The organism is Paenibacillus sp. FSL H7-0756 (assembly GCF_038006765.1).
In the GTDB taxonomy this organism is placed as follows: Bacteria; Bacillota; Bacilli; order Paenibacillales; family Paenibacillaceae; genus Paenibacillus_AQ.
In genome coordinates this window covers 3723744-3750475 of the sequence record NZ_JBBOVT010000001.1, presented here as the reverse complement: position 1 = coordinate 3750475, position 26732 = coordinate 3723744, and the positions used below count along the sequence as shown (strand labels likewise).

General features: G+C 53.3%; 21 protein-coding genes and 1 pseudogene. 5 read left to right on the top strand and 17 right to left on the bottom strand.

Annotated features, from left to right (window positions below):
* Position 1: 1 nt before the first annotated feature.
* Both NST04_RS16390 and NST04_RS16385 read left to right on the top strand, forming a co-directional pair.
* Positions 2-943, top strand: coding sequence for an SDR family oxidoreductase (locus NST04_RS16390; RefSeq protein WP_341185107.1), 942 nt, complete (start codon positions 2-4; stop codon positions 941-943).
* A gap of 136 nt (positions 944-1079) precedes the next feature.
* Entirely contained in the window at positions 1080-1877 is a 798-nt protein-coding gene (locus NST04_RS16385) for a lipase family protein (RefSeq protein WP_341185106.1), read from the top strand.
* Here the strand turns inward: NST04_RS16385 and NST04_RS16380 are convergent.
* From NST04_RS16380 to NST04_RS16295, 17 genes and pseudogenes are all read right to left on the bottom strand, one after another.
* Positions 1874-3196, bottom strand: coding sequence for an ABC transporter substrate-binding protein (locus NST04_RS16380; protein WP_341185105.1), 1323 nt, complete (start codon positions 3194-3196; stop codon positions 1874-1876). The genes NST04_RS16385 and NST04_RS16380 overlap by 4 nt on opposite strands.
* A gap of 556 nt (positions 3197-3752) precedes the next feature.
* The gene (locus NST04_RS16375; RefSeq protein WP_341185104.1) at positions 3753-5804 is read right to left on the bottom strand and encodes an iron ABC transporter permease; all 2052 of its coding nucleotides are present in this window, start codon (positions 5802-5804) and stop codon (positions 3753-3755) included.
* Positions 5801-6802 (bottom strand): ABC transporter substrate-binding protein, encoded by a 1002-nt coding sequence (locus NST04_RS16370; RefSeq protein WP_341185103.1) that lies wholly within the window; start codon positions 6800-6802, stop codon positions 5801-5803. The genes NST04_RS16375 and NST04_RS16370 overlap by 4 nt, the downstream gene beginning before the upstream one ends.
* Before the next feature lie 203 nt (positions 6803-7005).
* Positions 7006-8709, bottom strand: coding sequence for a response regulator (locus tag NST04_RS16365; protein WP_341185102.1), 1704 nt, complete (start codon positions 8707-8709; stop codon positions 7006-7008).
* Between the two features lies 1 nt (position 8710).
* Positions 8711-10510, bottom strand: a complete 1800-nt coding sequence (locus NST04_RS16360) for a cache domain-containing sensor histidine kinase (RefSeq protein WP_341185101.1) — start codon at positions 10508-10510, stop codon at positions 8711-8713.
* 106 nt (positions 10511-10616) lie between these two features.
* The gene (locus NST04_RS16355) at positions 10617-11429 is read right to left on the bottom strand and encodes a carbohydrate ABC transporter permease (protein ID WP_341185100.1); all 813 of its coding nucleotides are present in this window, start codon (positions 11427-11429) and stop codon (positions 10617-10619) included.
* Between the two features lie 15 nt (positions 11430-11444).
* Positions 11445-12368 (bottom strand): carbohydrate ABC transporter permease, encoded by a 924-nt coding sequence (locus tag NST04_RS16350; RefSeq protein WP_341185099.1) that lies wholly within the window; start codon positions 12366-12368, stop codon positions 11445-11447.
* A gap of 94 nt (positions 12369-12462) precedes the next feature.
* Positions 12463-13773 (bottom strand): ABC transporter substrate-binding protein, encoded by a 1311-nt coding sequence (locus NST04_RS16345; RefSeq protein WP_341185098.1) that lies wholly within the window; start codon positions 13771-13773, stop codon positions 12463-12465.
* A gap of 266 nt (positions 13774-14039) precedes the next feature.
* On the bottom strand, positions 14040-15683 hold the full coding sequence (locus NST04_RS16340) for a family 16 glycoside hydrolase (protein ID WP_341185097.1): 1644 nt from the start codon (positions 15681-15683) through the stop codon (positions 14040-14042).
* A 142-nt stretch (positions 15684-15825) separates the two neighbouring features.
* Positions 15826-17595: a glycoside hydrolase family 2 protein gene (locus NST04_RS16335; protein ID WP_341185096.1), complete on the bottom strand. Its 1770-nt coding sequence runs from the start codon at positions 17593-17595 to the stop codon at positions 15826-15828.
* A gap of 202 nt (positions 17596-17797) precedes the next feature.
* The gene (locus NST04_RS16330; RefSeq protein WP_341185095.1) at positions 17798-18721 is read right to left on the bottom strand and encodes an ArsR/SmtB family transcription factor; all 924 of its coding nucleotides are present in this window, start codon (positions 18719-18721) and stop codon (positions 17798-17800) included.
* A 301-nt stretch (positions 18722-19022) separates the two neighbouring features.
* A complete protein-coding gene (locus NST04_RS16325; protein ID WP_341185094.1) occupies positions 19023-19748 on the bottom strand; it encodes an MOSC domain-containing protein in 726 nt (241 codons plus the stop codon).
* Between the two features lie 43 nt (positions 19749-19791).
* Positions 19792-20142: pseudogene (locus NST04_RS34030) on the bottom strand (Rpn family recombination-promoting nuclease/putative transposase); the annotation flags it as partial.
* A gap of 154 nt (positions 20143-20296) precedes the next feature.
* Positions 20297-22240, bottom strand: coding sequence for an ABC transporter permease (locus NST04_RS16310; RefSeq protein WP_341185091.1), 1944 nt, complete (start codon positions 22238-22240; stop codon positions 20297-20299).
* Positions 22237-22992 carry an ABC transporter ATP-binding protein gene (locus tag NST04_RS16305; RefSeq protein WP_341185090.1) on the bottom strand — a complete coding sequence of 252 codons (756 nt, stop codon included), beginning with the start codon at positions 22990-22992 and terminating at the stop codon, positions 22237-22239. Before NST04_RS16305 ends, NST04_RS16310 begins: the two co-directional genes overlap by 4 nt.
* A 98-nt stretch (positions 22993-23090) precedes the next feature.
* Positions 23091-24095, bottom strand: a complete 1005-nt coding sequence (locus tag NST04_RS16300) for a sensor histidine kinase (protein ID WP_341185089.1) — start codon at positions 24093-24095, stop codon at positions 23091-23093.
* The gene (locus NST04_RS16295) at positions 24092-24781 is read right to left on the bottom strand and encodes a response regulator transcription factor (RefSeq protein WP_341185088.1); all 690 of its coding nucleotides are present in this window, start codon (positions 24779-24781) and stop codon (positions 24092-24094) included. Before NST04_RS16295 ends, NST04_RS16300 begins: the two co-directional genes overlap by 4 nt.
* Positions 24782-24828: 47 nt before the next feature.
* Between NST04_RS16295 and NST04_RS16290 the strand changes: the two genes are divergently transcribed.
* From NST04_RS16290 to NST04_RS16280, 3 genes are all read left to right on the top strand, one after another.
* Positions 24829-25161 (top strand): DUF6199 family natural product biosynthesis protein, encoded by a 333-nt coding sequence (locus NST04_RS16290; RefSeq protein WP_341185087.1) that lies wholly within the window; start codon positions 24829-24831, stop codon positions 25159-25161.
* A gap of 83 nt (positions 25162-25244) precedes the next feature.
* Positions 25245-25826, top strand: coding sequence for a LysE family translocator (locus tag NST04_RS16285; protein WP_341185086.1), 582 nt, complete (start codon positions 25245-25247; stop codon positions 25824-25826).
* A 16-nt stretch (positions 25827-25842) separates the two neighbouring features.
* The gene (locus NST04_RS16280) at positions 25843-26616 is read left to right on the top strand and encodes an AraC family transcriptional regulator (protein ID WP_341185085.1); all 774 of its coding nucleotides are present in this window, start codon (positions 25843-25845) and stop codon (positions 26614-26616) included.
* Positions 26617-26732: the final 116 nt, after the last annotated feature.

The window sequence follows — 26732 nt, the reverse complement described above, 5'->3', positions numbered from 1 at the left end:
AATGGACAAATTCCCTACATGGACGGCTGCCCAGATTCCATCCCAGCAGGGGCGTTCGGCCGTTGTTACCGGTACAGGTGGACTCGGCTACGAAACTGCACTTGAGCTGGCACGGCACGGGGCAGAGGTTATCCTGGCGGGCCGGAATGCTGCGAAGGGAGCCGAAGCGGTTAAAAGGATCTCCGGCAGTGTGCCTTCAGCCAACATCCGTTTCGAGCTGCTGGATCTTGCCAGTCTGGCTTCAGTGCAGGCATTCGGCACAAGAATGCATGCTCAGCGGCACAGTCTTGATCTTCTGATTAACAATGCGGGAGTCATGACTCCGCCTGTACGCCAGGTCACCGCAGACGGGTTCGAGCTGCAATTCGGTACGAATTACCTTGGACATTTCGCGCTCACTGCGTACCTGATGCCCTTGCTGCGCAAAGCAAAGCAGCCGCGGGTAGTCAGTCTAAGCAGTATTGCCCACCGGAGTGGCTCCATTCATTTTGACGACCTGCAATTTGAACGCCGTTATCAGGCCGGGCAGTCTTACGCCCAATCCAAAATTGCGATGATTATGTTCGCTCTGGAGCTGCAGCGCCGCAGTGACCTGGCCGGATGGAACCTGCTCAGCATACCGGTTCACCCGGGTATCTCACGTACGGATCTGCTGCTGAATGGCGCAGGCCCGAACAGTGCTCCCGGCATTCTCCGCAGGCTGCTTGGGCCAATCCTGTTCCAGCCGGCGGCCCAGGGAGCACTGCCTGCACTGTTTGCCGCCACATCACCGGATGCCAAGGCCGGAGTCTATTACGGTCCCGGCCGACTCTCAGAAACCAGAGGCCTGCCGAAGCCCGGCAAGATGGCTCCGCAAGCGCTGGACCGGGCTGCCGCATCCAGACTGTGGGAGGTCTCCCGGCAGTTGACACAGGTGGATTTCGAGACCATTGCGAGTGGCTGACGTTCTCTTGAGCCGGATCCCGCTGCCCGCTAGGCACCAATCCCGCCTTCCGATCATACACAGATATAAAGTGGAAACAGCTATGCCGTCCTTTTTTAAGGACGGTATCGTTTCAAAAGAAAGGCGGGATGCGAAAATGAGTACCGTGACAGGTGAGGCGGAATGGGCGGTTTTTCTGGCGGCGGTCTGCGGGCAGACCTACACTCAATTCGACAATGCAGAAGGGGCATTCGTGGTACCGGAGGGCTTCTCGGCCGTGCACAGCTTCCAGGCGAAATCGATGGGGAATGTCTGGGAGCTGTTCGGCTTCATTCTGGAATCTTCGCAGGAGATCGTTGTGGCCTGGCGCGGCAGCATCTCCACCAATGACTGGCTCTCCAACATCAATGCCGCGCAAAAAAAATTCAAATACATCAAAGAACCCTGCCTGACTCACAGAGGGTTCACCGATATCTATGCTTCCGCCCGGGATGCCATTCTCTCCGTGCTTGGCACCTTGTCCCCGGAGAAGACGCTATATGTAACAGGCCATAGCCTGGGCGGGGCGCTCGCCACCCTGTGTGCACTGGATATCGCTGCGAATTCCGCCTTCAACGTCCCGCGGCTATATACTTACGGTTCTCCGCGCGTCGGCGACCCGGATTTTGCCAGAGCGTTCAGTAAGTATGTCCGCAGCAGCTACCGCTATGCCAATCTGTTTGACGTCACTACGTATGTCCCGCCAACCGTGTTCAAGGTGCCCAAGTCGAACACCAAATACTATTACGCACATGTTAAGACTCTTAAATCCTTGTCCTTCCAGAATGGAAGCCCTGAGCTAAACCATGTGATCCGCAGTTATTTCGCTGTGCTGAGGCAGACACGGCCGGAATTCACCAAAGCGATGTGTGCCGCGAATCCCCGCTTCTGCCCGGTCCCGGAGCTGATCTCCTAGTTCGCCAGAATCTCGTTCAGACGCTCCTCCAGCTGCTGAAGTCCTGCTTCCGGCTGAATCCGGCTGTGGACGATATGCTGCAGCTCCTCGGACACGGCCGTGAACAGCGCCGCATATTTATCTGTCTGCGGTGCCGGTTTCACCTGGTCTCTGGCCTGAATGAACAGCTCCCGGTAGGGCAGGGCGCGGTATGTCCTGCTCTGTTCTATCATAAGATTCGCCGGGACATGTCCTGCTTCGCCCCAGATCATACTCCCCACCTCTGAGAAGTATTTCATGAAGTCCATGGCAGCCTCGCGCTGCTCTCCGTTCACATAGGCTGGGATTACAAGCGTGTGGGAGCTTCCCCACTGACCGTTGCTGCCGAAGACAGGCGGAAGCGGCATCATACCGATATCCTGTGCCTTATTGTCCAGATGATGGCCCGCCTCCCATACCCCGCCGAACCACAAGCCCGCCTGCCCTTTGTCAAAAGAATCCCAGGGCGTATTATCGCCCAGGTCGCTTAATCCCTCGTCAAACAGCCGCTGATAGAAGCTCAGCACCTGCACGGATTTCTCATTATAGATGGCGGCCCGCTTCCCGTCCCGGCTAAGCAGTTCCCCGCCCGCCTGATAATACAGATCAAGGAAGGATTCCTGGAAATAGGGCGTATTGACCGCCATAGGCTGCACACCCGGCACCCGTTCCGCGATCTGCCGCAGCAGGCGGATGAATCCCTCTGGCGTGTCCGCTTCAAGCAGCGGCTGCCCGTCAGGAGATAAGACGCCAGCCTTCGCCAGGATTGTTTTGTTGTAATAGAGCATATGGAAGTGGGTATCCAGAGGCACTGCATAGTATTGCCCTTCATAGCTGACACTCCGGAGATTCTGTTCCCTGATGCCGCTAAACTGGAATCCGGCTTGTACAGCGAGATTATCCAGCGGAGTGATCTGCTTCGCCTTGATGAACGGCGACAGCCGGTCGGCATGGATGACCGCCACATCCGGCCCCTTGCCGAAGGACAGAGCGGTGCGGAGCCGCGCATAATATTCGTTCGATTCCAGCCTGAGCTGCTTGACGAATACTTCAGGCTGCGAAGCGTTGTAATCGCGGATGATCCGCTCCACGAACTCGCCTTCCCCTCCGCCAAACGGATTCCAGAAGGACACCGTGACCGGCGCTCTGGGCTCCGGGGGCTCCGGGTCCCCGGAAGAGAGGTCTGTGCAGCCTGTGATCAGGAGCAGGCTTAACAGCAGAGCAGCAGGCAGGAAAGCAGGCCGGAGGGCGGGCCGTTGAGCGCGTGGATGGGCCGGCAACATTGATTTTATTTTGTTCATCCTCTCCTCCTTAATTCCTCTGATTTCACCATATAGCCCACTTTCAGCTCCACTAGTTCCTTCAACTGATCTAGTGGAGCACCTGAATTAAATAAGTAATTTTATTCCATAAATGAGATTAAGATACCCACTAAAGCATCAGCTTTAAACCTGTAAGATTGAAGCTCAGGGATGTTAAAGGCTGGAGCCTGAACATAGAGCTGATATTGGACTGATCCTGCACCCGTTACCGATTTCTGCTCTTACATTCCAATAGGTGATTGTATTTCCTACAATAGAAAACGCATAGCTGACCATAAAATGAGATTCTATTGTAGTTCATACAGTAGAATGTTGGGTTTTGGGTGAAAAATAGCCCTTTTTCAACATTCAATTGTACGGAATACAATAGATTCTATTTCGACGCCTTTTTTACAGCATTCTATTGTATAAACTGCAGTTACTATCGTTCCTGCGCCTACAGCATCTGAATGACTGCTCTGCGAATGAGACGCTGGCATGTTAAAGTCCGGTAATGGTCATATTCACAATGCTACAGTAGGGTTTTGTGCTTTTTTTATTTGACCGCTTTGCGCCAATTCGAACGGTACATCAGGTACAGGAAGTAGGGTGTGCCTATGATTGCAATCAGAATACCTGACGGTATTTCGGTTGGAGCCATTACCGTTCTGCCTATCGTATCGGCGAGCACCAGCAGAACGGCCCCGGCCAGTGCCGACAGGAACATGGACTGTCTCAGCTTGTGGCCTGTTAACAGCCGGACCATATGCGGTGCAATCAGACCGATAAATCCGACCGTACCTACACAAGCGACGGCGCCAGCCGCAAGCAAAACACCCGTTGCCATCGCGAGCAGGCGGGTACGCCGTACGTTCATGCCAAGCCCGGAAGCGCTGTTGTCATCAAACACCAGCAGCTCGAATCTGCGGGCAAGCCACCAGGCGACCGGAATCAGAATCAGCAGGAAGAGGCCAATGACCTTGACCTGTTCCCATGTACGGGCATACGTACTGCCTGTAAGCCAGATGTAACCGCTGCTGCCGTAGACGGCTCCGCGTACAATCAGAATTTGAATGCCCGCACCAGCTATAGCTGACATGGCAATCCCCAGCAGTACAACTGCGGATGGATTCAAGCCTTTGGTCCATGAGAGCGAAAATACAACGGCTGCCGCAAGGGCTGCGCCCGCGATAGCCGCAGCAGGCAGCATATACATCGGCAGACCAGGCCAGAGGATGAACACCATCATTGCTCCCAGCCCTGCACCCGAAGATACTCCGACAATGGAAGCATCAGCCAGCGGATTACGCACTGCCATCTGGATCAGTACACCGCTGACGGCGAGAGCAGCCCCTGACCCTGCAGCCACCAGCGTTCGCGGGATGCGAAGCTGCACAAGTGTAGAGAACATGCCATCGGACTGGAACAGGCTTGGCAGCAGCTCTGCTAGAGGAATACGCATTCCGCCAAACATCGTACTAAGCAACAGCAACAGAATCGTAATCGCTGAGAAAAGAATAGCCAGCGGCATGAAGGCGAAGCGGCGCACACGTCCGCCAGTGCTCATAGATGTGGTCATGCCCCCGCCATTCCCGGCTTTCATGCGGGTAAGCACCAGCCAAATCAGCCAAGGCGCACCAATGATGGCCATAACCGCACCTGTTGGCAGCTCCATGCTGGAGTTGTGTATCATTTTGGCAAGCACATCCGCCCCAACCAGCAGCGCTGCCCCCCAGATGAATACACCAGGGATCAACAGCCGATTGGAGCGCACACCACTCAGACGGACCAAATGTGGAGCCACCAGACCGACAAAGCCGATGGGGCCAATGACACTGACAATCACAGCAGCCAGAATAACCGCAATGATGAGTCCGCCCGCCCGGGCAAGTCCAACTCTCTGGCCGAGCGAGGAAGCAGTAGATTCATCCAGCTCCAGCATATCCCATTGCTTGGACAAAAGCAGCGCGAGCAGCGTTACTCCCGTAACCCACGGCCAGGCATATTGAACACCCGTCCAGTCATTTTGAACAAGTGTCCCTGAACCCCACAGAAATAACCCCTGTGTCTCCATGGAGTAAAAAATATGTAATGCGCTCGTAAATGAACCCAGTATCATCGACACAATCATACCGGACAATGCCAGTCTTACCGGAGTGGATTTCCGTCCGCCACCCATAAAATAAGCGGCAAACGCAGCGAACAGGCCACCCATGGCAGCAAAAAGAAATGGCGACTGACTGAGTACCCCCGGAAAAAGAATAGCGCCGAGCACAACGACAAAGTAAGCCCCGGCATTGATACCAAGCGTGTCTGAAGCAGACAGCGGGTTTCGCGTAATCGTCTGCAGCAATGCTCCAGCAACAGCAAGCGCTCCACCGGCAAGAATGCCAATAACGGTACGCGGCATACGCAAATCCCAGATCATATTATGCTCAAGCGTCCCTTGTCTGTTCGTAAGCGCACCCCAGACGTCCTGCAAAGAAATGGCGGCCTCACCATAACATAAACTTACAAAAAAAAGCACGATAAGGGCGGTCAGACCGCCCCCATAGATGCTTAACATACGCCAGCTCACTGCTGGCTTGGCTCCTTGAAGCGAGCTCATTTGGTAATCGCCTCAACTACACCGTCAACCAGCACTTTGGAAGAAACCGGTCCGCCAAAGGTCCATGTGGTACTCCCCAACTGGTACGTCCGTTTTTCCTTCACAAAGTTCAAACCGTTCCATACTGAATTATTCTTCATCGCCGTTCCAAACACGTCATCATCCGGTTGTGTAATATAGATAAAACTACTGTCCTGTACAGCGGATAAGGATTCGATGCCCACAGTAGAGAAACCGTAATTTTCAAGCTTGTCCGGCTGCCAATCATTGACCATGCCGATCTTGTTCAGGGTACCTGCTACGACCGAATTATCCGAGAACATCCGCAAGGAAGCCGCGTTTTGATAGGTGAATGCCTGTGTCAAAACATAGTGGAAATTTTCTTTACCGGCTGCAGCCAGCTTTGCTTTGGCATCCGCATAGTGCTGATCCAGACCGCTCAGAACTTCCTTCGCTTGATCTTCTTTGCCCAGAACGGCTGCAATGGTATTAAAAATGGTCGTCATCTTATCATAGTTATAGCCTTCACCATCGTATGGATCAAATTCGAGCGTTGGAGCAATCGCGTTCAGCTGATCATACACATTCTTATTGTTGTCCGCATTAGCAATAATCAGATCCGGCTTGAGTGCAGCAATAGCCTCCATATTCGGTTCACTGCGTGTTCCGATATCGGTTACGCTGTCATCCAGAGCAGCTTCATCGGTTACATACACTTTATAGTTTGCATTATCGGCATTGCCGACAGGCTGAACCCCCAGGGCAACAACATCCTCTGTATACGTCCATTCCAACGTGACAACACGTATAGCAGGCTTGTCCAGTGTAAACTCTCCACGCTTATGCTGCACCGTAATCGGACCAGCAGTCTCTTCAGCAGGCGCACCGCCGGAAACAGTCTCTTTGCTCGGTTCCGGTGCAGTAGCTGCCTTACCGCAACCTGCCAGCACCAGGATAAAAGTCATCATAATCAATAGTACGTGAATCCCTTTTCTCATATCTCTTGTCTCCCCAGTATGTATGTATTTAATTGATAACAATTATCATTATCACTAACGAGTGCTATTTTGTCAATACTCTTGCCTCTGTCTTTCCACTGTTTCACCACAGCAAAAAAGGAGTGGCATGGTTTGCAGTCCATCCTCTCCCAGCCCCTCCTAAAATATGCAATCGCTTTCAGTTAGTTCCGCCGGCCCCCGCCTCACTGCTCTTTCCGGGCCAGTGCGCGAAATTCCGAGGGAGACAGGCCGGTAATTTTTTTGAACACCTTGGAGAAATATTTCGGGTCCTGGATACCGACCAGGCTGCCTACGTCCCCGGCCTTCAGCTCTCCTGTCAGCAGCGTCATGGCCTTCTCGATGCGGATGCGGGTGAGATATTCGAGGAAGCTCTCCCCCACTTCCTTGCGGAACAAATTGGCGAAATAGTTCTTACTGAGATGGACCAAACGGCTGATCGACTGCAGCGTGATCTCCTGGTGATAATACTGCTGAATATACTGGGTCGCCTTAATAATGCTGTTACGGTCGCTATTATACATCTCTTTCATATGCGAAATAAGCGCCTGAAAAGCCTGCAGGAACCATAAACGGTTCTCTTCCAGCGTCTCCAGCTTCGACAGCTCGTCGAAATACTGCTTCTTCAGCTCCAGCACCTGCTCGGCGTCTCTTGACACATCCGGCCACAGAGTGGTTAGAATCATCAGCAGCTCCAGCGTAATAATCTGCACCAGCTCAGCATCCCGGCGCATGGCAAGCTGTCCGAATAGCTGCTCCAGGTATGCTTCCAGCTCCCTGGACTGGAATGCATAGACCATCGACTGAATCTGCAGACTGCTGATTTGAAGCGATTGAGCCTGCGGCTGAAGCTGCGTTGCGTCAGGGTGCGATCTATGGATATGAGTCTGTTGCGCTTGAGGCTGTGCCATTTGGAGCTGTGTCCCCTGCGCCCCAGGCCCCTCCTGCGCCAGCAGCTCCGGACTCCCGTGAACCAGCACACGCCCGGTCCCCAAGAACAGCTTCATCCCGGCAGCTCCGGCGGCCTCTTCATAAGCGTCCTTGAGCGCTCCCCACTGCTCTATAGGCCCGCTAATACCGATGGTCACTGTCCAGCCGTATTGTTCGCACAAGCGCTGAATGAGCTCTTCCCCCAAGCTCCGCAAGCGCCCGAGAACAGCCGGGCCGTCCGCCTGCCCGTTCATCCCGGCAGTCACGATCAATTGAACGGCGCCCTGCCTGTCAGGGATCAACTCGTACCCAAAGGCAGCATCCTGCCAGAGCTCTGCCAGAACGCTACGGATAGCGGCCGCACCCCGGGCGTACCTTAGCTCAGAGCCACTGCCCGGCACCACATGCAGCAGATAGAGCGGCGGCACCCCGGCCAGCCCCGCCTTCACAAGCGCCTCACGGCTGGCCTCCAGCCCATGGACTGCCCCACGCTCCAGCAGCTCCAGCAGCAGACTCTCCTTGTGCACAGCTACGGCCTCCGCCTGTACAGGTGCGGCATGAACCAGCACAGGCTTCAGCGCTTCATCCAGTCCTTGCTTCAGCTTCAGCAGTACCTGCTCGAAGTCACGCGGCATCATATCCGATTTGATAATATAATCGGATACGCTGTGCCTGATCGCTTCCTTGGCATACTGGAAATCCTCCAGGTTACTGAGGATAAGAATCTTCAGGTCCGGGGACAGCTTACGCACCTCGGCAATCAGCTCAATGCCGTCCATGACAGGCATTTTGATATCCGTAATCAGGATGTCGGGCAGTCCGGCGGCCATCAGCTCCAGCGCCTCCCGGCCATTCCCGGCCTCTCCGGTGACCTCCATCCCGATGGCTTCCCATTCAATCATCGACCGGATGCCATATCTCACGATAAATTCATCTTCTACGATAATGACCCGGTACATATCAGAGGTTCCCCCTTATATCATCTGTCATGAGCGGCAGCTTGACCCGTATCGTCGTACCTGTGCCCGGCTCACTGTGAATTTCGATCCCGTACATTTTGCCACAAATCAGCTTGACCCGTTCATCCACATTCGCCAGCCCGATGCCCCCCGGCTTCTCCTCTTCCCCTGCTTCCCCGTCTAGCAGACTGCTGGCCAGCGCCGGGTCCATGCCTTTGCCGTTGTCCGTGACCTCGAACCACAGCAGATTGCCCGCCGCCTTGGTGCAAGTGATGCGGATGATCCCGCCGGACTCCATCTCTCCAAAAGCATGGATGATCGCATTCTCCACAATCGGCTGAAGAATCAGCTTCGGTGTCCGCAGGTTGCGCACATCTTCATCTATCTCAACCACGGTGTCAATATTGAAGTTGAAGCGGAATTTCTGAATCCCCAGATAACACTGGACATGCTCGATCTCTTCCTCCACCGTCACCGTCTCTTCCCCCCGGCCCAGGCTGATCCTGAGCAGACGCGACAACAAGCTGACCATCTCTGCCGCGTTGTGAGCCTTCTGAATGAGTGCCGTCCATTTAATAATATCCAGCGTGTTGTATAGAAAATGGGGGTTAATCTGCGCCTGCAGCGCCTTCAGCTCTGCCATCCGTTTTTGCTCCTGCTCCAGATATACCGCCTTAAGCAGTCCGTCGATCTGTATCACCATCGTGTTGAAATTATCGCCGAGGATATCAATCTCGTCATGTCTGCTTTTCGCTTTGTAGCGCACGCTGAGCTCACCGGACATGACTTGGCGCATCAGCCGGATCATTTTTAGAATCGGGTTCGTAATTGAATTCGCCAGCACTAGTGCAGCAATAACGGAGAACACAATGCAGAGCAGCCCGACGAAGATGAAAATCTGCAGAAGACGGTTGGAATCCTGAAACAGCGCAGCCTTGGAGATCACATTCACAACCACCCAGTCATTCGTATGCAGCTTCTTGGCATTCACGATTAGACTGTCTCCCTTGTAAGCGAGCGGGAATCTCGTTTCCTCCTGTCCGGTACGCACGAGCTGCTCATATCCGGTCTGACCCAGCACCTCGCTCACGCTCCGGCCGATCAGCCCGCTGTCCGGGTACGAGACGAGCCTGCCTCCGCCATCGATCACGAAGCTTTGCAGATCACGGTTGTTGCTGACCGCCTTGGAGACCAGCTCCTTAATCACATCCTCACGGATATCCAGCACCGCTACAATCTTCAGGGGACTGTCATCGGATATTTTATAGAGCTGCTTGGCGACGGAGAAGACATGGGTGCTCTGCGAATTGAGACTATCCACATAAGTACCGTATCGGGTCGGATACCAGCGGAAATTGCTGCCGCCTGTAAGGGTCTCAAGGAACGGCTCCACCTCGGCGGGCGTACGCGTGCTCCAGCGGTAGATGCCTTTGATATAATGCTTATCCGATACGAAGGAGATGGACTGCACATCCTGATTAATCGCCACAATCGTGGACAGCTTCGTCGTCAGCGACAGACTATCCACATCATAGCTGGCCGGACCGGCCCCATCGAGGGCCCGCAGCATCCCCACAATCTCATGATTGTTCAGCACCTGCATCAGCATATCCTTGTAGATGCCCAAGCGCGTATCGAGATTATCAGCGGTTTGATCCAGCAGATGCTCCGAATACTCGGTGGCCTTGTCATTAATGGTAGATTTCGAGATGGAAAAAGAAATAATCCCCATGACCACCAGCGGTGTCAAGGAGAAGAGAACAAGCAGCAGCATCCACTTATAGCGCATGCTGCTCTTCATTTGAATGATCCAGGATATCAAGCGGAGCCGCAGGGACCTGGCAGAACTCTCAGGAGATGTACGCATGCTCTATATCCTTTCCCGTTATATAATCTGGTGGTTCAGGCTAACCCTTAACCCCTGACATGGCAACGCCCTGAACAATCTGACGCTGGAGCAGGATAAAGACAACAATCGTCGGAATCGCCGCAATGGCACTGGCTGTCATAATGAGATTGAGCGACATATTATTATTCGACAAAAAGGTGGGCAGCCCTGCCGACAGAATCATATTCTCCTCCGAGGTAATCGCCAGATAAGGCCACAGGAAGTTGTTCCACGAGAGGATGAAAAAGAAGATCCCCACCGACACCATCGCGGAGCGGGTCAGCGGCAGGCAGATACTCCACCAGAGCCGGAAGCTGCGGCTGCCGTCGATTTGAGCGGCTTCAATATAATCCTTAGGCACGCCGTCCATGAACTGCTTCAGCAGCAGAATACCGATCGGGTTGGTCAATCCCGGGAGAATAATGGCCCAGATATTATCGATCAGCTCCAGATGCAGGGCAGTTTCATAGAGCGGAATCAGAATGGCTTCTGTCGGAATCAGCAGGCCCGAGACAATCAGCACATAGAAGATGCCCCGTGTGCGGAATGGCAGCTTGGAGAACGAGAAGGCCGCCAGCGAGCTCAGCAGAATGGAGATCAGGGTAGTAAGCACGCCGATCACCAGACTGTTCCAGGTCCAGAGCAGAATCTGCGAATCCCTAATGACTTTTACATAATTACCGGTATTCAGATCCGACCAATCCACCCAATCGGCCAGCGTATAGACATTCACGCCATCGGGCTTCAGGGAGGTGAGAAACATCCAGATCAGCGGAAAAACAAACAGCAGGGCAAGCACCGTCGCCGCAGCATTTAAACCAAGCTTCTTCATGAATCTTCTCCTCTCCTATCCGTCCTTGCGGTCTGTAATTTTGAATTGAATCACGGCGATCAGCAGCATGATGAGGCAGAACACCATGGACTGCGCTGCAGCCATGCCGAACATATCCTTTTTGAACCCCGTGACATAAATGTATCGGATCATCGTATTCGTGGAATCGCCCGGACCTCCGCCGGTCATAATCTGTACCTGACCGAACAGCTTGAGACAGTTGATAATCTGATAAAAGATCTGGATCTTCATCACACTGGACAGTCCCGGCAGGGTAACGCTCCAGAATCGCTGCCAGGCATTCGCGCCGTCGATCTTCGCCGCTTCATAATGATCGGTCGGGATCTCCTGCAGCCCGGCCAGAAAGAGGACCATGACAAATCCCACGCTCCACCAGTCGGTCGCCAGCGTAATCGCCCACCAGACAAACCGGTGATCCGTAAGCCAGTTAATGTCTGCATGAATGCCAAGCATATGTAAGGCTGCATTGACCGGGCCGTTCTTCGCATCCAGCAGCCGCAGCCAGATGAAGCTGACCACGGAGACTGACAGCACATACGGCAGAAAGAACACCGAGCGGATCAGGGTCCGCAGCCAGATTCGCTGATTAATAATAAGGGCCAGCAGCAGCCCCAGGATAATGACTGTAGGCGCGCACAGCAGCACGAAATAGAACGAGTTCCACAGGTACGCATAGAAATCTGAATTCGTCAGAATTTTTGCATAGTTCGTTAGAGCCACGTACTTCTGCATCCCTTGAATGCCCCACACATGCAGGCTCATCCAGGCTCCGCGGATCACCGGCCACAGATAGAACACCGTGAACGGAATCAGGAACGGGATCAGATAAAGAATCGCCTTCAGTTCAGTCAGCAGATGTACAGGCTCTGCTCTGCGAAGAGCCGCAGCCGACCTTTTCTCACTCAAGCTCCGCTCCATTGTTATCTCTCTCCTTCAGGTGAAATGAATCATGAGCCGGATCGGGGCTGACCTGCCTCCCGGCAGGAGTTCCTCCCAATCCGGCCGGATAAGGCTAGTTCTCCAACACCTCGTTAATCTGTTTCTCCAGCTTAGCCAGGCCATCCTCCGGCGTCTCGCTGCCGAAGATAATGTTCTGCAGTCCTTCCGACACAGTGGTGATAATCGTCGTATATTTATCGGTTGGCGGCGCGAACTTCACCGTCTTCTGCGCCTCGATGAATTCACTGCGGTAAGGTAAGCTCTTGTAGGCTTCGCTCTCCGTAATCTTGCTGTTCGCCGGCACATGGCCCGCCTGACCCCAGATCTCCCCGCCCACTTCAGAGAAATACTTCATGAACTTGGCTGCGGCCTCTTGCTTCTCGGGAGTGACATATGACGGGATGACCAGCGTATGGGAGCTGCCCCAATGCGTCTGGCTGCCGAAGAACGGAGGCAATGGCATCGCGCCGATATGGAGTGATTCGTCTCCCAGCAGCAGCCCTGCTTCCCAGACCCCGCCGAACCAGAAGGCGGCTTTGCCGTTATGGAAGGTATCCCATGGCGTCTTGTCATTGAGATCGGCATATTTTTTATTGAAGACATCCATATAGAAGTTCAGCACATCCAGCGCCTGCGGGTTGTTGATGCTCGCCTTGGTCATCTCCGGGTTCAGCAGCTCGCCGCCGGCTTCATAATACAGATTAAGGAACGGCTCCTGGAAATAAGGCGTGTTCACCGCCATCGCCTGGACATCCGGCACCTTGGCTTGAATCTCAGAGAGCGTCTTCTCAAAGCCTGCCGGGTTTATATCGCCCAGCTTCGGCGTACCGTCCTCTTTCAGCAGATTGGCCTGTTTCAGAATATCTTTATTGTAGTAGAACATATGGAAGTGAGTATCCAGCGGAACTGCGTAAGGCTTGCCTTCATAAGATACGCTTTTAATATTGGAATCCGAAATCTGCTTCAGGTCGAATCCTACCTTGGAGGCCAGCTCATCCACCGGTACAATCTGCTGGGCTTTCACGAACGGCGAGATCCGCTCCACGTGAGCGACCGCGACATCCGGGCCTTTGGAAGACGATAGTGCTGTACCAAGCTTCGCGTAATACTCATTGGATTCCAGCCGGAGCGGCTTAACGGTCACCTCTTGCTGCGAGTCGTTGAAGTCCTTAATAATCTGGTCCACGAACTCCCCTTCTCCGCCGCCGAACATATTCCAGAAGGAGATTTCCACCGGACTGCTGCTTGTGCTCCCTGTTGCCGCCGGTTCATCCGATGCCTTGGCCCCTCCGTTCTCTGTATTTCCGGAAGAGCATCCCTGCAGGACCAGAGCCAGCGCCAGCCCGGCCGTAGCCACACTTGTTAAGCTTTTGTTCATCCTCATCTGTACAACCCTCTTCTCCGTAAAGTTTATGCAAGGAAAGCCGTCACCGCTTGATGTAAGGGCTTTCTTACCTCTAACTTTACAGCGAACACTGCTGTGCTTGAACCGACAAACCGCCGCTCCTTGGTGAACAAACGACAGATGTTAACCGGGCTAAATCCGCGGACAGGTAGACGATCTTACTGAGGGTGGAGAATCGACCGGTAGAGAACGCTCGTGTTCGCATGCAAAGAGGGACCTCTTGAGAGGTCCCCCTGAATTTCCAGTTAATTCACTGTAAAATTGTCGAAGCTGACGCTGTTGCCGAAGCCGCCGCGTACCCCAACCGTGCCTGAAGCGTATACCGCTTCATTGCGTTCAATCTTAGGCACCGTCATATCTCCGACATATACCTTGATGTTACCGTTATTGACCACAACCTTCATGTGGTACCAGGTATTGACGGCAATAGGGGTATTTACGGTCTGGAGAGAGGTCCAGTTATTATTGAACCGTCCAAGCCAGACCTCACCGGCAGAGTCAATCCCTGCTGCGTAACCCTTTTGCAGATCGGCCCCGGTTCCCGGACCGGTTACATTGAACAGAAGACTGCCCTGGCCTGCATTATTCAGCCGGATGTCGCCCTCCAGCGTATAATTCATTTTGGAAGGATACGGGGTGAGCAGCGATTTGTCGGCATTCACTGAATTCAGGTTATAGGTGCCGCCGCTCACCGCCCATGATCCGCCATAACGGGCCCATCCGTTGTCATTCGCCGAGAAATCATTGCTGTACGCGCCGCTGAGCGTCCCGAACCGCACCTGGACATTATGCCCGCCGACACTCCGGTCGACCGAATCCACGAAAGCGATCTCATTCGCGCCCGTCTGATACATCGCGGTCCACCATGAATTGCCAAAGGCCGGAATATCATTGTCCACCCAAGTATTCCCGTAATCGTTGCTAAGGGACAGCACGTTGGAGTTGGAGCTGAGCAGGAGACGCCCGTCCGCCAAGGACAGGATGTAAGGACCGCCCTGCTGGTTAGTGGAGACCTGGGTGCCGATGCCGCTGGACCAGGTCTTGCCATCCGCACTTTTTTTGGTGAAAATTCTGCAGTTCTGCGTCCCGCACACCTCAAAAGCTACAATATACTGCCCATTCGCCATCTTGGTCCAGACCGGCATCCCCGGGCGTGCCCCGGAATTGGACGGGTCCCAGGCCACATAGATTTCATTCCCCCAGCTCGCACCCCCATTGGTGGAGATTTTCTGGGAGATGATCTGGCTGTACGACGGATTCTCTGTCACGTGCTTCTCGCTTGCATACATCACGGCGACCGAGCCGTCATTCAGGAGCTGCATATGCGGCTCGTACACGCCTTTGTCGGGATTCCCCAGCGCGCCGGGAGCGCCGTTGTTCTCGTCGATGGTGCTGAGGAAGCTCCAATTCGCCCCTCCATTCGTGCTTTTATACACTCTTAGCTTGTACGATTCCTGCCAGCGGACAGAACGCATCGCCAGCAAAATATCGCCGCTCGGGAGCTGCACGAACTGCCCGTTGTCCAGGTCACGGCCGTCCTCCCACAGTGTGGACATCAGCGACCAGGTGCGGCAGTTGTCGGTGCTGCGGAAGACCTGGAGCCGGGTGCCGCCCCAGGACACCTTGGTATATCCGTTGTTGTCGTAGATGGCGGCGACCGCCAGCCAGTCCCCGTTGGCCAGCTTGATCATCCGCGCATATTCGGAACCGAAGGTTCCGGGCCTGATTCCGCGGGCATCGGGACCCGCATCGGTGAACGTGTTAATGTTGGTGATGGTGGACGAAGTCCCCCACACCACGGGACCATTCGCGGCCAAGGCCGGAACGGCGGCAAAAACCAGCAGCAGACACAGGGAAGCGGACAGCGAGATGAACCATTTTTTGAACACGTAAGCCCTCCTCTTAATCTTCATTGGTGAAGCCTGTTGAACAGCACCAGAATGAATGTAAGTGCTTTCACCAAAGATTCTAAAGGGCATCCCGTTGTCATTGAACCGATAATTCACCGCTATTTAGGCCACAATGTTACGATTATCTGCCCGCCTGCCGGTTAATCTTACGAATCTCTTCCAGTGGAATCTTCGGTGTCCGGTCCGCCGTCAATAGTCCGTTCACTTCCTGCTGCACATCCGTAACTTGGGTATAGCAATAACCGCAGATGTATGGGGTATCCTTGATCGCTTGTGTGATGCTGCGGAACCGCTCGATGAACGCCTCTGTGCTGCCCACCTGCTCTCCATAGCCCCACCCTTCGCCGGTGTCGAAGGCAATACCCCCGAATTCACTGACTATGACAGGCTGACCTCTGTATTCATAGCCCTGGGCCATCGCGTATTTCCAATTGTTGAACGAGGAACTGCCGCCAAGCAGACTGCCAGAGTCTGCATAACGTTCTAGTAACGCAGCACCGCTCTCCTCATAGTCATGTAAGGTTATAATATCGCTGATCGTATGCTCCCAGCCGTCATTGACGATCACCGGACGATCCGGGTCCATCGCCTTAGTCAGATGATAGATGCCCTCAGTGAATTGCTGTTGCCGCTTATTCGTGTAGACCTGCGGAATCCCCCAGGATTCGTTAAAAGGCACCCAGGTAATCACCGAGGGATGATTATACTGCTGCCGGACAATCTCTGTCCACTCCTTCGTGAACTGCTCCACTGCCTCATCGCCAAACTCATAGGTGGCCGCCATCTCCGACCAGACCAGCAGTCCCTTCACATCACACCAGTACAGGAAGCGCGCATCCTCAATCTTCATATGCTTGCGGACCCCATTGTAGCCCATCGCCAGAATCGCGTCGATATCAGCAATCAGCGCCTCCTCCGAAGGCGGGGTCAGATGGCTGTCCGGCCAATAGCCCTGGTCCAGAATCAGCTTCTGATACACTGGCGTATTGTTGAGCAGCACCTTGCCCTGTTCGATGGAGATTTTGCGGAGTCCGAAGTAGGAGTAGACCCGGTCTATTACCTGCTCCGCCTGGTACAGAACGAACTCCACCTCGTACAGCACCGGTGCCGCAGGCGACCAGGATTGGAGCTTCCACGGCCCGTTTGCTTCATGCGTCAGCTCTACATCCAGTTGCAACGAGGCCCGGTCTGCCTGCAGCGAGACCTGCTTGAAGGTCTTCTCCCCGGTGCTGATCCGGGTCTCCAGCCGGAGATCAGTGCTTGCCCCATGGGTGTTGTATTCAAAATGGACCGAGCGGTTATCGAGATCCGGGGTGATTTTGACAGACCTCAGGTACGAAGGGGATACATACTCCAGCCACACACTCTGCCAGATTCCCGTGGTCTGCACATAGAAGCACTCGAAATTCTCATCCACCCAGCGCTGCTTGCCCCGTGGTTGTGTACAGCTCTGGCTATCCTCAGCCTTGACCGTCAGACGGTTCACTGCTCCGGCTCCCGTGTTGAGATAATCGGTAATATCCAGTGTAAAAGCCGCATACCCGCCTTGGTGCCCCCCGGCATAGCTGCCGTTCACCCACACCTTCGCGATGTAATCCACCGCCTGAAAATTCAGCAGCACCCGCTTGTTGCCCAAGCTGCCAGGTAGTTGCACCTCCCGCTCATACCATACATATGGATGGAACGCGGTCTCACCGATTCCGCTCGCCTCCGTCTCATACGTGAACGGAACCTGAATCTTCAGATCGCCGTGCAGCTCCTCATGCCATCTCTCCCGTTCCCCCGTGTTGTCATCGTCATAGCGAAAATCCCATTCTCCGTTCAGACTCTGCCAGGCTTCACGGACGAACTGCGGCCGCGGATAATCCTTGATATAATGCCGGGTTGTCATGGAACAATGCACACTCCTTATAAACAATAATTTTGTTTTAATACAATAAATATGTATTAATTATTGCAGAATCCACTGAAATGTCAATGCACAATGCTTATCAGAACAAAATGCCTGCGCCATCGCCAATTTCTAATCAACAACGAAAAAGAACCCGCCGGAAGCAGCAGGTTCTTCACAATAAGCCCAATTCGTGTTCCTGTTAGGCCTTCACACTATAAAAAATCTTCATCACCAGGTCCTGCTCATGGTCGCCGAACTTCTTGCCGAACAAGTTCATTCCGCCCTTGTACCTGGCATCCTCCTTCACGCCCAGCCGCAGATCCACATGGCTCCGCCGGGGGAGGTTAAGCTGCTTCAGAGTCACAGCGGATAGCTCCTGATGGTCAATGGCGCTGCGGGTATGATCTACGCTCCAGGTCTTGAGTGCACCGAACTGGGTGCCCGAATCGATCCACCAGGCAGGGTTCAGCTTTCCGCGCCTGCCGCCGAAGTCGCCCGGTGAGGTCCAGGTGCCCACCTCAACCCCGTTGATCCAGAGCGTAATATCCGAAGGCCAGTCATTGGCATAATTCGGCGCTTCCGAACAGATCTCCATTGAGAACTGGATCTCGCGGATCTCTGCCCCTGACGGAATCTCCAGCGGGTAGCGGTATTCGAGATAACCCTTGCGCAGCCAGAGTAGCTGGGCCTGTACCCGGTCCGGGTGAAAGAACCCCGCCGGCGAGTCCTCCGTAATAATCGGCCCCGTCTCACTGACCATGCCGCAGGTCGGCGCCACCTCGCAGGCGGTGAAATTGCCGATCGGCATGGCAATCTCGTAGCAATACTCGCCCTGGCCGGCCTCAGCCAGGGGCTGCGGGGCATTGATGATGATCTTGATATCATCATAGATCCGGCTGCAGACCTTCATCGCACCGCGTGAAGCAGGCAGCAGCTCAGTCACGATTAGCCCGGCCTGCTCCAGCACCTTCACATTGGAGGCCGCTGTCGATACCGGGATCTCCAGCGCCTCCGCCAGCTCCGCCACATTCATTCTCCGGGTGTTGAGCAGCGCAAGCATTCTTAACCTAAGTTCCGTAGACAACGCATGTGTCACCTTCACCAGCTCATCCGCATGTTCCATGGATAGTTCCAGTATCTCGCTCACCCCCTTTAACTGTCCATAATTACATATCCTGCAATCCTGCACTAATTGCAACATTCCCCGGATCGAACACCCGCTAACCCGAGAATATTGCATAAAATGCAGCAATTCCTTCGCATAAGGCAGCTATTCCGGACAGTTCCTGCAATCTGTGCAACAATTCTCCCAACGGTGCCGCTGCTGAGATATCAAAGTTGTAAAACTTACAACATTATAGTCGCAAGAGTCATTATGTAGGTGACCGCTCACCTTTGACAGGAACGTAGGACGTCTGTCCAGCTTAGCTATCCAGCATCACAACCTGATCACCGAGCCGAACCTCTCCTGGAGTGATGACTGAAGCATAGACGCCGAACTGCTGCTTCAGCTCTTTGTAGACTTGCTTCAGCAGGGAGCTGTCCCGTTCGAGGGTATCCGGGTTCGTGGTAATCATCACACAGCGTTCACAATAGCTATCCACTTGCAGTACTGTACTGCCTATCGACAGACGGCGGCCGAGCCACTCTTCCTCCCCGAACGAGTCCTCACTTACTTCCACGAGGAAGTTGCCCCGGAAGCGGCGCTGATCGACCGGCTTGCCCCACAACGCCTCCAGCTTCTTCAGGCTCTTATCGGTCACCAGCAGAATACTCGCCCCATCTACCGATAACAGCTCCGGGTGCTTCTCCTCCGGGTGTGGTGCCATGAACTCAGACATGGTAATTTCCGTGGAAGTCAGGCTTTGAATTTCATCCAGCAGCTCCTGATCCCAGCCGAACACGCGGCCATCCGCAGCCGTCACCCGGATATCTTCACCCGTATATTCCGCCTTATAGGACATCATCTTGGGAATCTTCCGGGCAGTGACATACTGCGACCAGTCTTTTTTGGTCATATCATAAAAGGAACAATACCGGTCCCCCTCCACTCCGTAAGATACAACCTTACAAGACTCCAGCGCCTCCCCCGCAAAGGATTTCACCGGATAACGGTTAATTGATTTAATCTCCCCAACTGTAACTGACACGCCCCCACCTCTTCTGTCTATAATCTACAGTCCCTGGCTACTTTTACTGTATCGTCCTTAACTTCTGAATCTCTTCTATGGAAAGGCCCGTTGCCCCGGCGATTACAGATAGCTCTATACCTAGAACAAGCAGTTTATGAGCTGTTTCTTTTTGAGCGTCTGCTTTGCCTTCTGCTATTCCCTTAGCTATTCCCTTTGCCATTCCCTCGGCTCAACCCTTAGCCTCGGCCACCTTAGCCGCTTCATACATCGACGCTTCGTCATGCAGATAGCGTTGACGCGCTTCGTATTGTCTGCGCGCCTCCTCCTTCTGACTCAGAAACTCCAGCGTGTTCATGGCTTTTTTCAGCACAGGTTCGTTCATCGTAAGCACCTCCCATTGGGTTGGGTCTGCTACGTTTCAGCCTTATTATACCATTATCGCTGCCTGTTTTGCGTAAGGCAAGAGGAGGGCCCTTATGGATTGCAACAATATGATAATATACACGCAAAAAGAAAAGGACAGCCCGAAGGCCATCCTCTTTAATTCATTTTTTCACTTCATCTCTTTACAGCGACTCCCGGATCACCCGCTTGTAATACAGGACCGACAGGAGGCCGAAAATCGAATACAGCACGGTATATAGCCCCATAACTACGAACATCGGGGTCAGCATCTCGGTTCCAAACAGGAACCAGCCGGATTTTACCGCAAAATAACTGTGACATAAGCCGACAATCAGCGGAATACCGAAATTGAACAGCTGCTTGAACTGGATACCTCGCAGAAGGTCCCCTTGGGTGAAGCCCAGCTTGCGCAGGATCGTATATCCCTCCCGCTCCTCCTCGCTCTCGTCCATCTGCTTGAAGTAGAGAATACAGCCGGAGGTAATCAGGAACGTCAGGCCCAGGAAGCCGACAATGAACATAATCAGGCCCATACTGGTCCGCTGGTTGAACTCAAACTCATATTGCGAGAAGCTTTGCAGCTCTGGCTTTTGCTGCTTATAAATCTCGTACGCCTGCTTGACCTGCGAAGATTCCCTAAGGTTTAGACCGTAATAAATCCCTCCGCCTTTCACTCTTTTTTGCTCATCCGGGTCTTTATGCTGGAGTAATTCCTGGAAGACAGAATCATCCACCACGAACACCCCCAAGACTCCCCCGCCAAAATAGAACGGCAGCACAGTCTCCTCTGATAAACCCGCCAGCTGCTGCTTAATCACACCATCCCTAGTGGAGAATTTGAGTTCTCCCTTGTTCTTGAGCTGATGCATGGTTTGCTTCGTAGTCGTATATCCCATAATTCTTACCTCACCCGGCTGCAAATCCATGTCCTTCAGACTGCTGTCACTGATCACAGTTGCAGAAAGATTGGTGTCATTGTTGGGGTAATTTTTAGTCTCCAAAACTTCCTTAAGATCCACTTCTACCTGAACCGTTGGAATCTCCAGTGTGGTATAACCTATGCCGGCCTTGTCGAGCGCCCCCCGGAATCCGGCCTCATCCGCCTTCTGAAGGAAGCCGTAATCATCCGGTGAACTCTCTCTGGCAGAGGCTCCCACCGAATAATAAGAGATATAGCTTAGAGAGAGCAGGCCGATCGCCAGCGCAGATACCGTGGTGATGACCGTCAGCAGCAGGGCGTTCGATTTCATCCGGAACATAATGGAAGAGAGCGATAATACCTCCCGAATGGACAAGTAGCCCTTTTTGCTGCGGCGGATGAGATTGAAAAGAAAGCTGACCGAGCCTTTGTAGAACAGATAGGTTCCGATAATTACCAGTGTGAGTATGGCAATCATTGCATACATCAATCCGTTCATGCCCGTGAATTTGCCGCTGAACAGCTCCCCGGAGATATAATATCCCCCGAATATACTGCCGATCCCAAGGACGCCGATCACAACCTCCCACAGCGACATTCGCTGAATACGCGTCTGGGAAGTGGCCCTAGCCTTGAACAGCGACAGAATGCTCTGGGCCCGGATGAAGGTGTAATTCATGATCATAATCAGCACGTACACGGCGGCAAAAACCAGCACCGTCCGCTGCAAAGCCTCGGGGGAGAAGCGCAAGGCCGCCAGCCGGTCGACCTCCAGAATTTTGAACAGAATCATCAGGATCAGCCTTGACATCACAAACCCTGCACCGATTCCCGCGAACATCGATCCGAAATACAGAATCAGATTCTCGGCGCTCAGCAGCATGAAGATTCTGCTCTTGGTCAGCCCGATTAGCTGGAACAGCCCGATCTCCTTACTGCGGCGCTTGATGAAGATGGTGTTCGCATACAGCAGAAAGATAGCCACAATCGCAACCAGCAGGACGGAGGATGCGCCGATGGCAGCCCCGCCTTTGACGGAACCCTTGACCTCATCCATGGAAGGATCGAACTGAAGAGTCACGAAGGAGAAGTACAGGGCCACACTGAAAATAAGCGCGAACACGTAGAGATAATAGTTTTTAATATTCTTTTTGAGATTCCGCAGGATAATATAATTCAGACTCATTGCGTGACACCACCAAGTACGCCCTGCGTGCTGATAATATCACCCAAGAAGGATTGCCGCGATTCCTCCCCCTTGTTCAGCTGGGTGTAGATTTGCCCGTCCCGGATGAACACCACGCGGCTGCAGTAGCTTGCGGCAACGGCATCATGCGTAACCATAACAATGGTAGCTTCGCGCTTGCTGTTCATGGCAGCCAGCTTGTTCAGCAGATCGGACGCAGATTTGGAATCCAAGGCTCCCGTAGGCTCATCGGCAAAAATAATGCTCGGATCATGCACGAACGCCCGCGCCGCCGACGTACGCTGCTTCTGCCCGCCGGAGATTTCCGCCGGATATTTGTCCTTCAGCTCATGGATTCCCAGCTCACCCGCTACCTGGTCGAATTTCTGATGCGCCTCCTTCTTGGACATGCCTGTAATCGACAGCGGCAGCATGATATTCTCCTTGACCGTCAAGGTGTCGAGCAGATTATAATCCTGGAAAATAAACCCGAGATGATGCTTGCGGAACTCGGCCAGCTGCTTCTCCTTCATCCCCGTGAATTCCTTGCCCTCAATTTCGATCGTGCCTTTGCTCACCCGGTCAATTGAGGAGAGTACGTTCAGCAGCGTCGTTTTACCTGAACCGGAGGGTCCCATAATTCCTACGAACTCGCCCTTGTCGACCTGAAGATCAATGCCCTTGAGAACTTCCTGTTTATTGAATTTGTTGCCATAGGTTTTATAGATTTTGTTAGCCTGCATGATAAGCATCTGTTCCCCACTCCTTTTCTATAGCTCTATCATAAGCGGGTGGATGATCATTTTCCTGCGCTTCGCCGAACAAATGGAACAGGCATGTGACAATAGTGTCACATGCCGGTCAACCGCTGAAAGTCATTCTCCCTTGGAAAAGTCAGCGTAAATACACTTCCCTGCCCAAGTATGGAAGCAGCGTGAAGTCTGATCATCAGCGGCTCCGCAACCTGCCGGGTCAGGTACAGTCCCATGCCGGTAGCTGCCCCCTCCTGGCGGAAGCGCGATGAGGTGAAGCCCTTATCGTAGATCCGCGGCAGATCCCTGGGATCAATCCCTTGTCCGCTGTCTTCAATGACGAGCACAACATGGCCGCCCTCTTCACAGCACCTGATCACAATATCGGAAGCTTCGCTGTATTTCACAGCATTGGTCAGGAGCTGCCGCAGCATGAAGGCCAGCCATTTGCCGTCTGTCAGTACAGTCTCGGCTTCAAGCTCCACGTCGAACCCGATGCGTTTGGAGATGCACCAGGATTTCAGTGCCCGGATCTCCTTATTAAGAATAGGAGCAAGACTGACCTTCTCAATGAACAGATCATTGCGGATGAAGGGAATCCGCTTCTGATGCAGCTGCTGGTCAAGCAGATGGTGGATGCGCAGCCATTCGTACATCATCTGTCTTTGCAGAGTCTCATCCGGCAGACGCTCTATCATGAGCTGCATAGCAGTCAGCGGAGTCTTGACCTCATGTATCCAGGCCAGCAGCTCGTCCTTCTCCGATTCCAGCAGCTGGACATTCATGGAGGATTCACGCTTGTAGCGGTCCGTCTGGGCGCTCACCGCCTCATGGACCAGCCGCTCCATCGGACTACCCGGCTCGAGGACCGCCTGCAGCTCATAGATCTGATCCCAGGAGGCAAGGCTCTTATAGAAACGGGTCTCCCGGGAATAGCGCAAGAAAACGAAAGCCAGGCAGAGCAGCGTATTGAGGAGTACAATGTATAGGACCGGCAGCAGCGGAATGGCAGAGTCAATATAGGCCACGAATAGAATAATCAGCTGGAAGACTGCCAGCAGGAGCAGCCAGCTCCGCTTCTCTGTGATGTATTTCCTTATCATTGCTCCGCCTCTTCTGTCGCCATATACCCTTGCCCGACCTTGGTCTCAATGTACGTATCCAGGCCGAGCGGCTCCAGCTTCTTGCGCAGCCGGTTCACATTCACAGTCAGCGTATTATCGCTGACAAAATGCTCGTTGTCCCACAGACTGGTGATGATCTCCTCACGCTCTACAATGGTGTTTTTGCGCTCCAGCAGGATTTTGAGAATCAGCATCTCATTCTTCGTGAGCAGCGCCGCTCCCCCGCTCCCCGTAACCGTATTCTTCACGAACTCAATCGCCGCTCCGCGCCAGGTCTTCAGCTCCGTGCCTTCCATGCTATAATTATAGACCCGGCGGAGGATAGCCTGAATCTTGGCAATCAGCACCTCGAAATGGAACGGCTTCTGAATGAAATCATCGGCCCCCAGTTGCATCGACATCACCATGTCGCTCGGATGGTCCCGGGAGGAGAGGAAAATAATCGGCACCTTGGAGTGGCTGCGCAGAATCCGGCACCAGTGGAAGCCGTCGAACTGCGGCAGCTGGATATCAATCACCACCAGATCCGGCTTCACCTCCGTGAATTCCTGCAGGACCTTGCCAAAATTCGTAATCCCGTACACCTCGTAGGACCACTGGGCGAGCCTTTCTTTAATCTCCCCGAACAGGGTGATGTCGTCTTCGATCAGCATAATTTTGAACAAACCGGACTCTCCTTCAGAAGAATTACTATCGGACTATTATACTTCACATGTATTACTTTTGTGAAACCTGCCCTATGCCAAGTAACGTATTAGATACTGACATCCAAAAATTTAAACATATCAGGGAGCTGATTATCATCGGAACGTTTAGCGCAATCTTCTTCTTGTTATTCGGAATTGCCATCAACTTATTTAGCTTATATGTACGCCGAAATCCCACTTTCACCTGGCAGTCGAGTGAAAGCTGGAAAATGAAAGGCGACGGAGAACCCAGTGACGCCTACATCAGCTCCATGCGTTTCAGAGGGGCCGTGGGCTTATGGATCGGATCATTCGTGATGGTGATGGGGATATTGACACTGTGGAGTTCTCTTAGCTAAAGGAATAGCAGACTGCAATAATGTACTATAGCGATTCGCAGACCCGGTGTATATTCATAGAACTACTTTCACCGGAGGTCATCATGAATATCCTTTCCTTTATTATCTATTGTATTGTGGTTACCTTCACACCGGGCCCGACCAATATTGTGATCCTCTCCTCTGTGCAGCACCATGGGGCCAGAAAAACAATGGGATACGTCGGCGGAGCCACACTCGCGTTCGGACTGCTCCTTGCCGCATCCGCTCTGCTGAACCGCCTGCTTACGGGCATTCTCCCGCATATTCTCGGTGTCATGCAGATCATCGGCAGCTTGTACATGCTCTACCTCGCTTATCAGGTGTACAGAATGGGCCGTTCTGACGCGGCAGGCCGGCAGGCCTCCGGTTTCCGCTCCGGGCTGCTGATGCAATTCGCCAATCCGAAGGTGCTGCTGTTCACGCTGACCGTGATCCCAACTTATGTTATGCCCTATTATAGCTCACCCGCAGCAGCCTTCATCTTCGTCATCGTCATTACTGTGATTGGTTTCCTGGCCTTTATGGCCTGGGTTGTATTCGGCTCCGTATTTAAGAGCTTTCTGCAGCGGCATCAGCGGGTGATGAATAGTATAATGGCTCTGTTTCTTGTATACTCTGCTGTAATGGTATCCGGTATTTTATAGAACGGCGGTGATTCAGGTGGAGCAATTCAATTATAAAAAGTCAGCAGAGATCCTCGCCTTATCGGCCAGCATGACGGATTTCACCTACAAAAAGCATTGCCACGAAGAATACGCCGTCGGCGTTACCCTGCGCGGCATTCAGCAATATACACTGGACGGCAGCCGGCAGGCTTCGCACAGGAATGGGGTCATGCTGTTTAACCCCGAGCAGATTCACGACGGAAGCTCCTATGACCGTGCAGGCATTGACTATGTCATGCTGTATCTTAAGCCTGACCTGATGGCAGAGCTTCTGGGCAAACAGGAACTGCGCTTTACCACTCCCATCGTCTATGACAGAGAGCTGGCGCAATGCATCTGCAACCTCAGTCACGCTGTCCAGAGCGGGGCCGATGAGTCACTGGGCAGCGAGCTGCTTGTTCAGCTATCCAACCTCTTGTCCCATACGGAAATTCAGACCCCGCGGCGGATGAACAATGCTTTTGTCACCAAAGCCAAAGAAATGATGTACTGCAGCCTGGGCCAGATACTGCGGCTCGATGACCTGGCGCGGGAGTTCAATTTATCCAAATATCAATTCATCCGCGAATTCAAAGCCCATACCGGAACCTCCCCCTATCAATTTTTCCTGAACTGCAAGGTCGAACATGCCAGACAGTCCATCGAGAAGAATAAGGATATCTATTCCGCAGTGGCTACATTCGGCTTCACAGACCTGACCCATCTGAACCGTCATTTTAAAAGTGTCTTCGGCATTACGGCTTATGAATATATGTCGCAGTTGACATAACTGTTCCCTGTCTCCTCCATTAAAACTCTTCATAATCCGCAACTCAGCGGTCGAACTGGCTCATCCAAGTCCTACGTAGGGCTTACGGTGAGGCAGTTTTTTGGCGTTCCACCCGT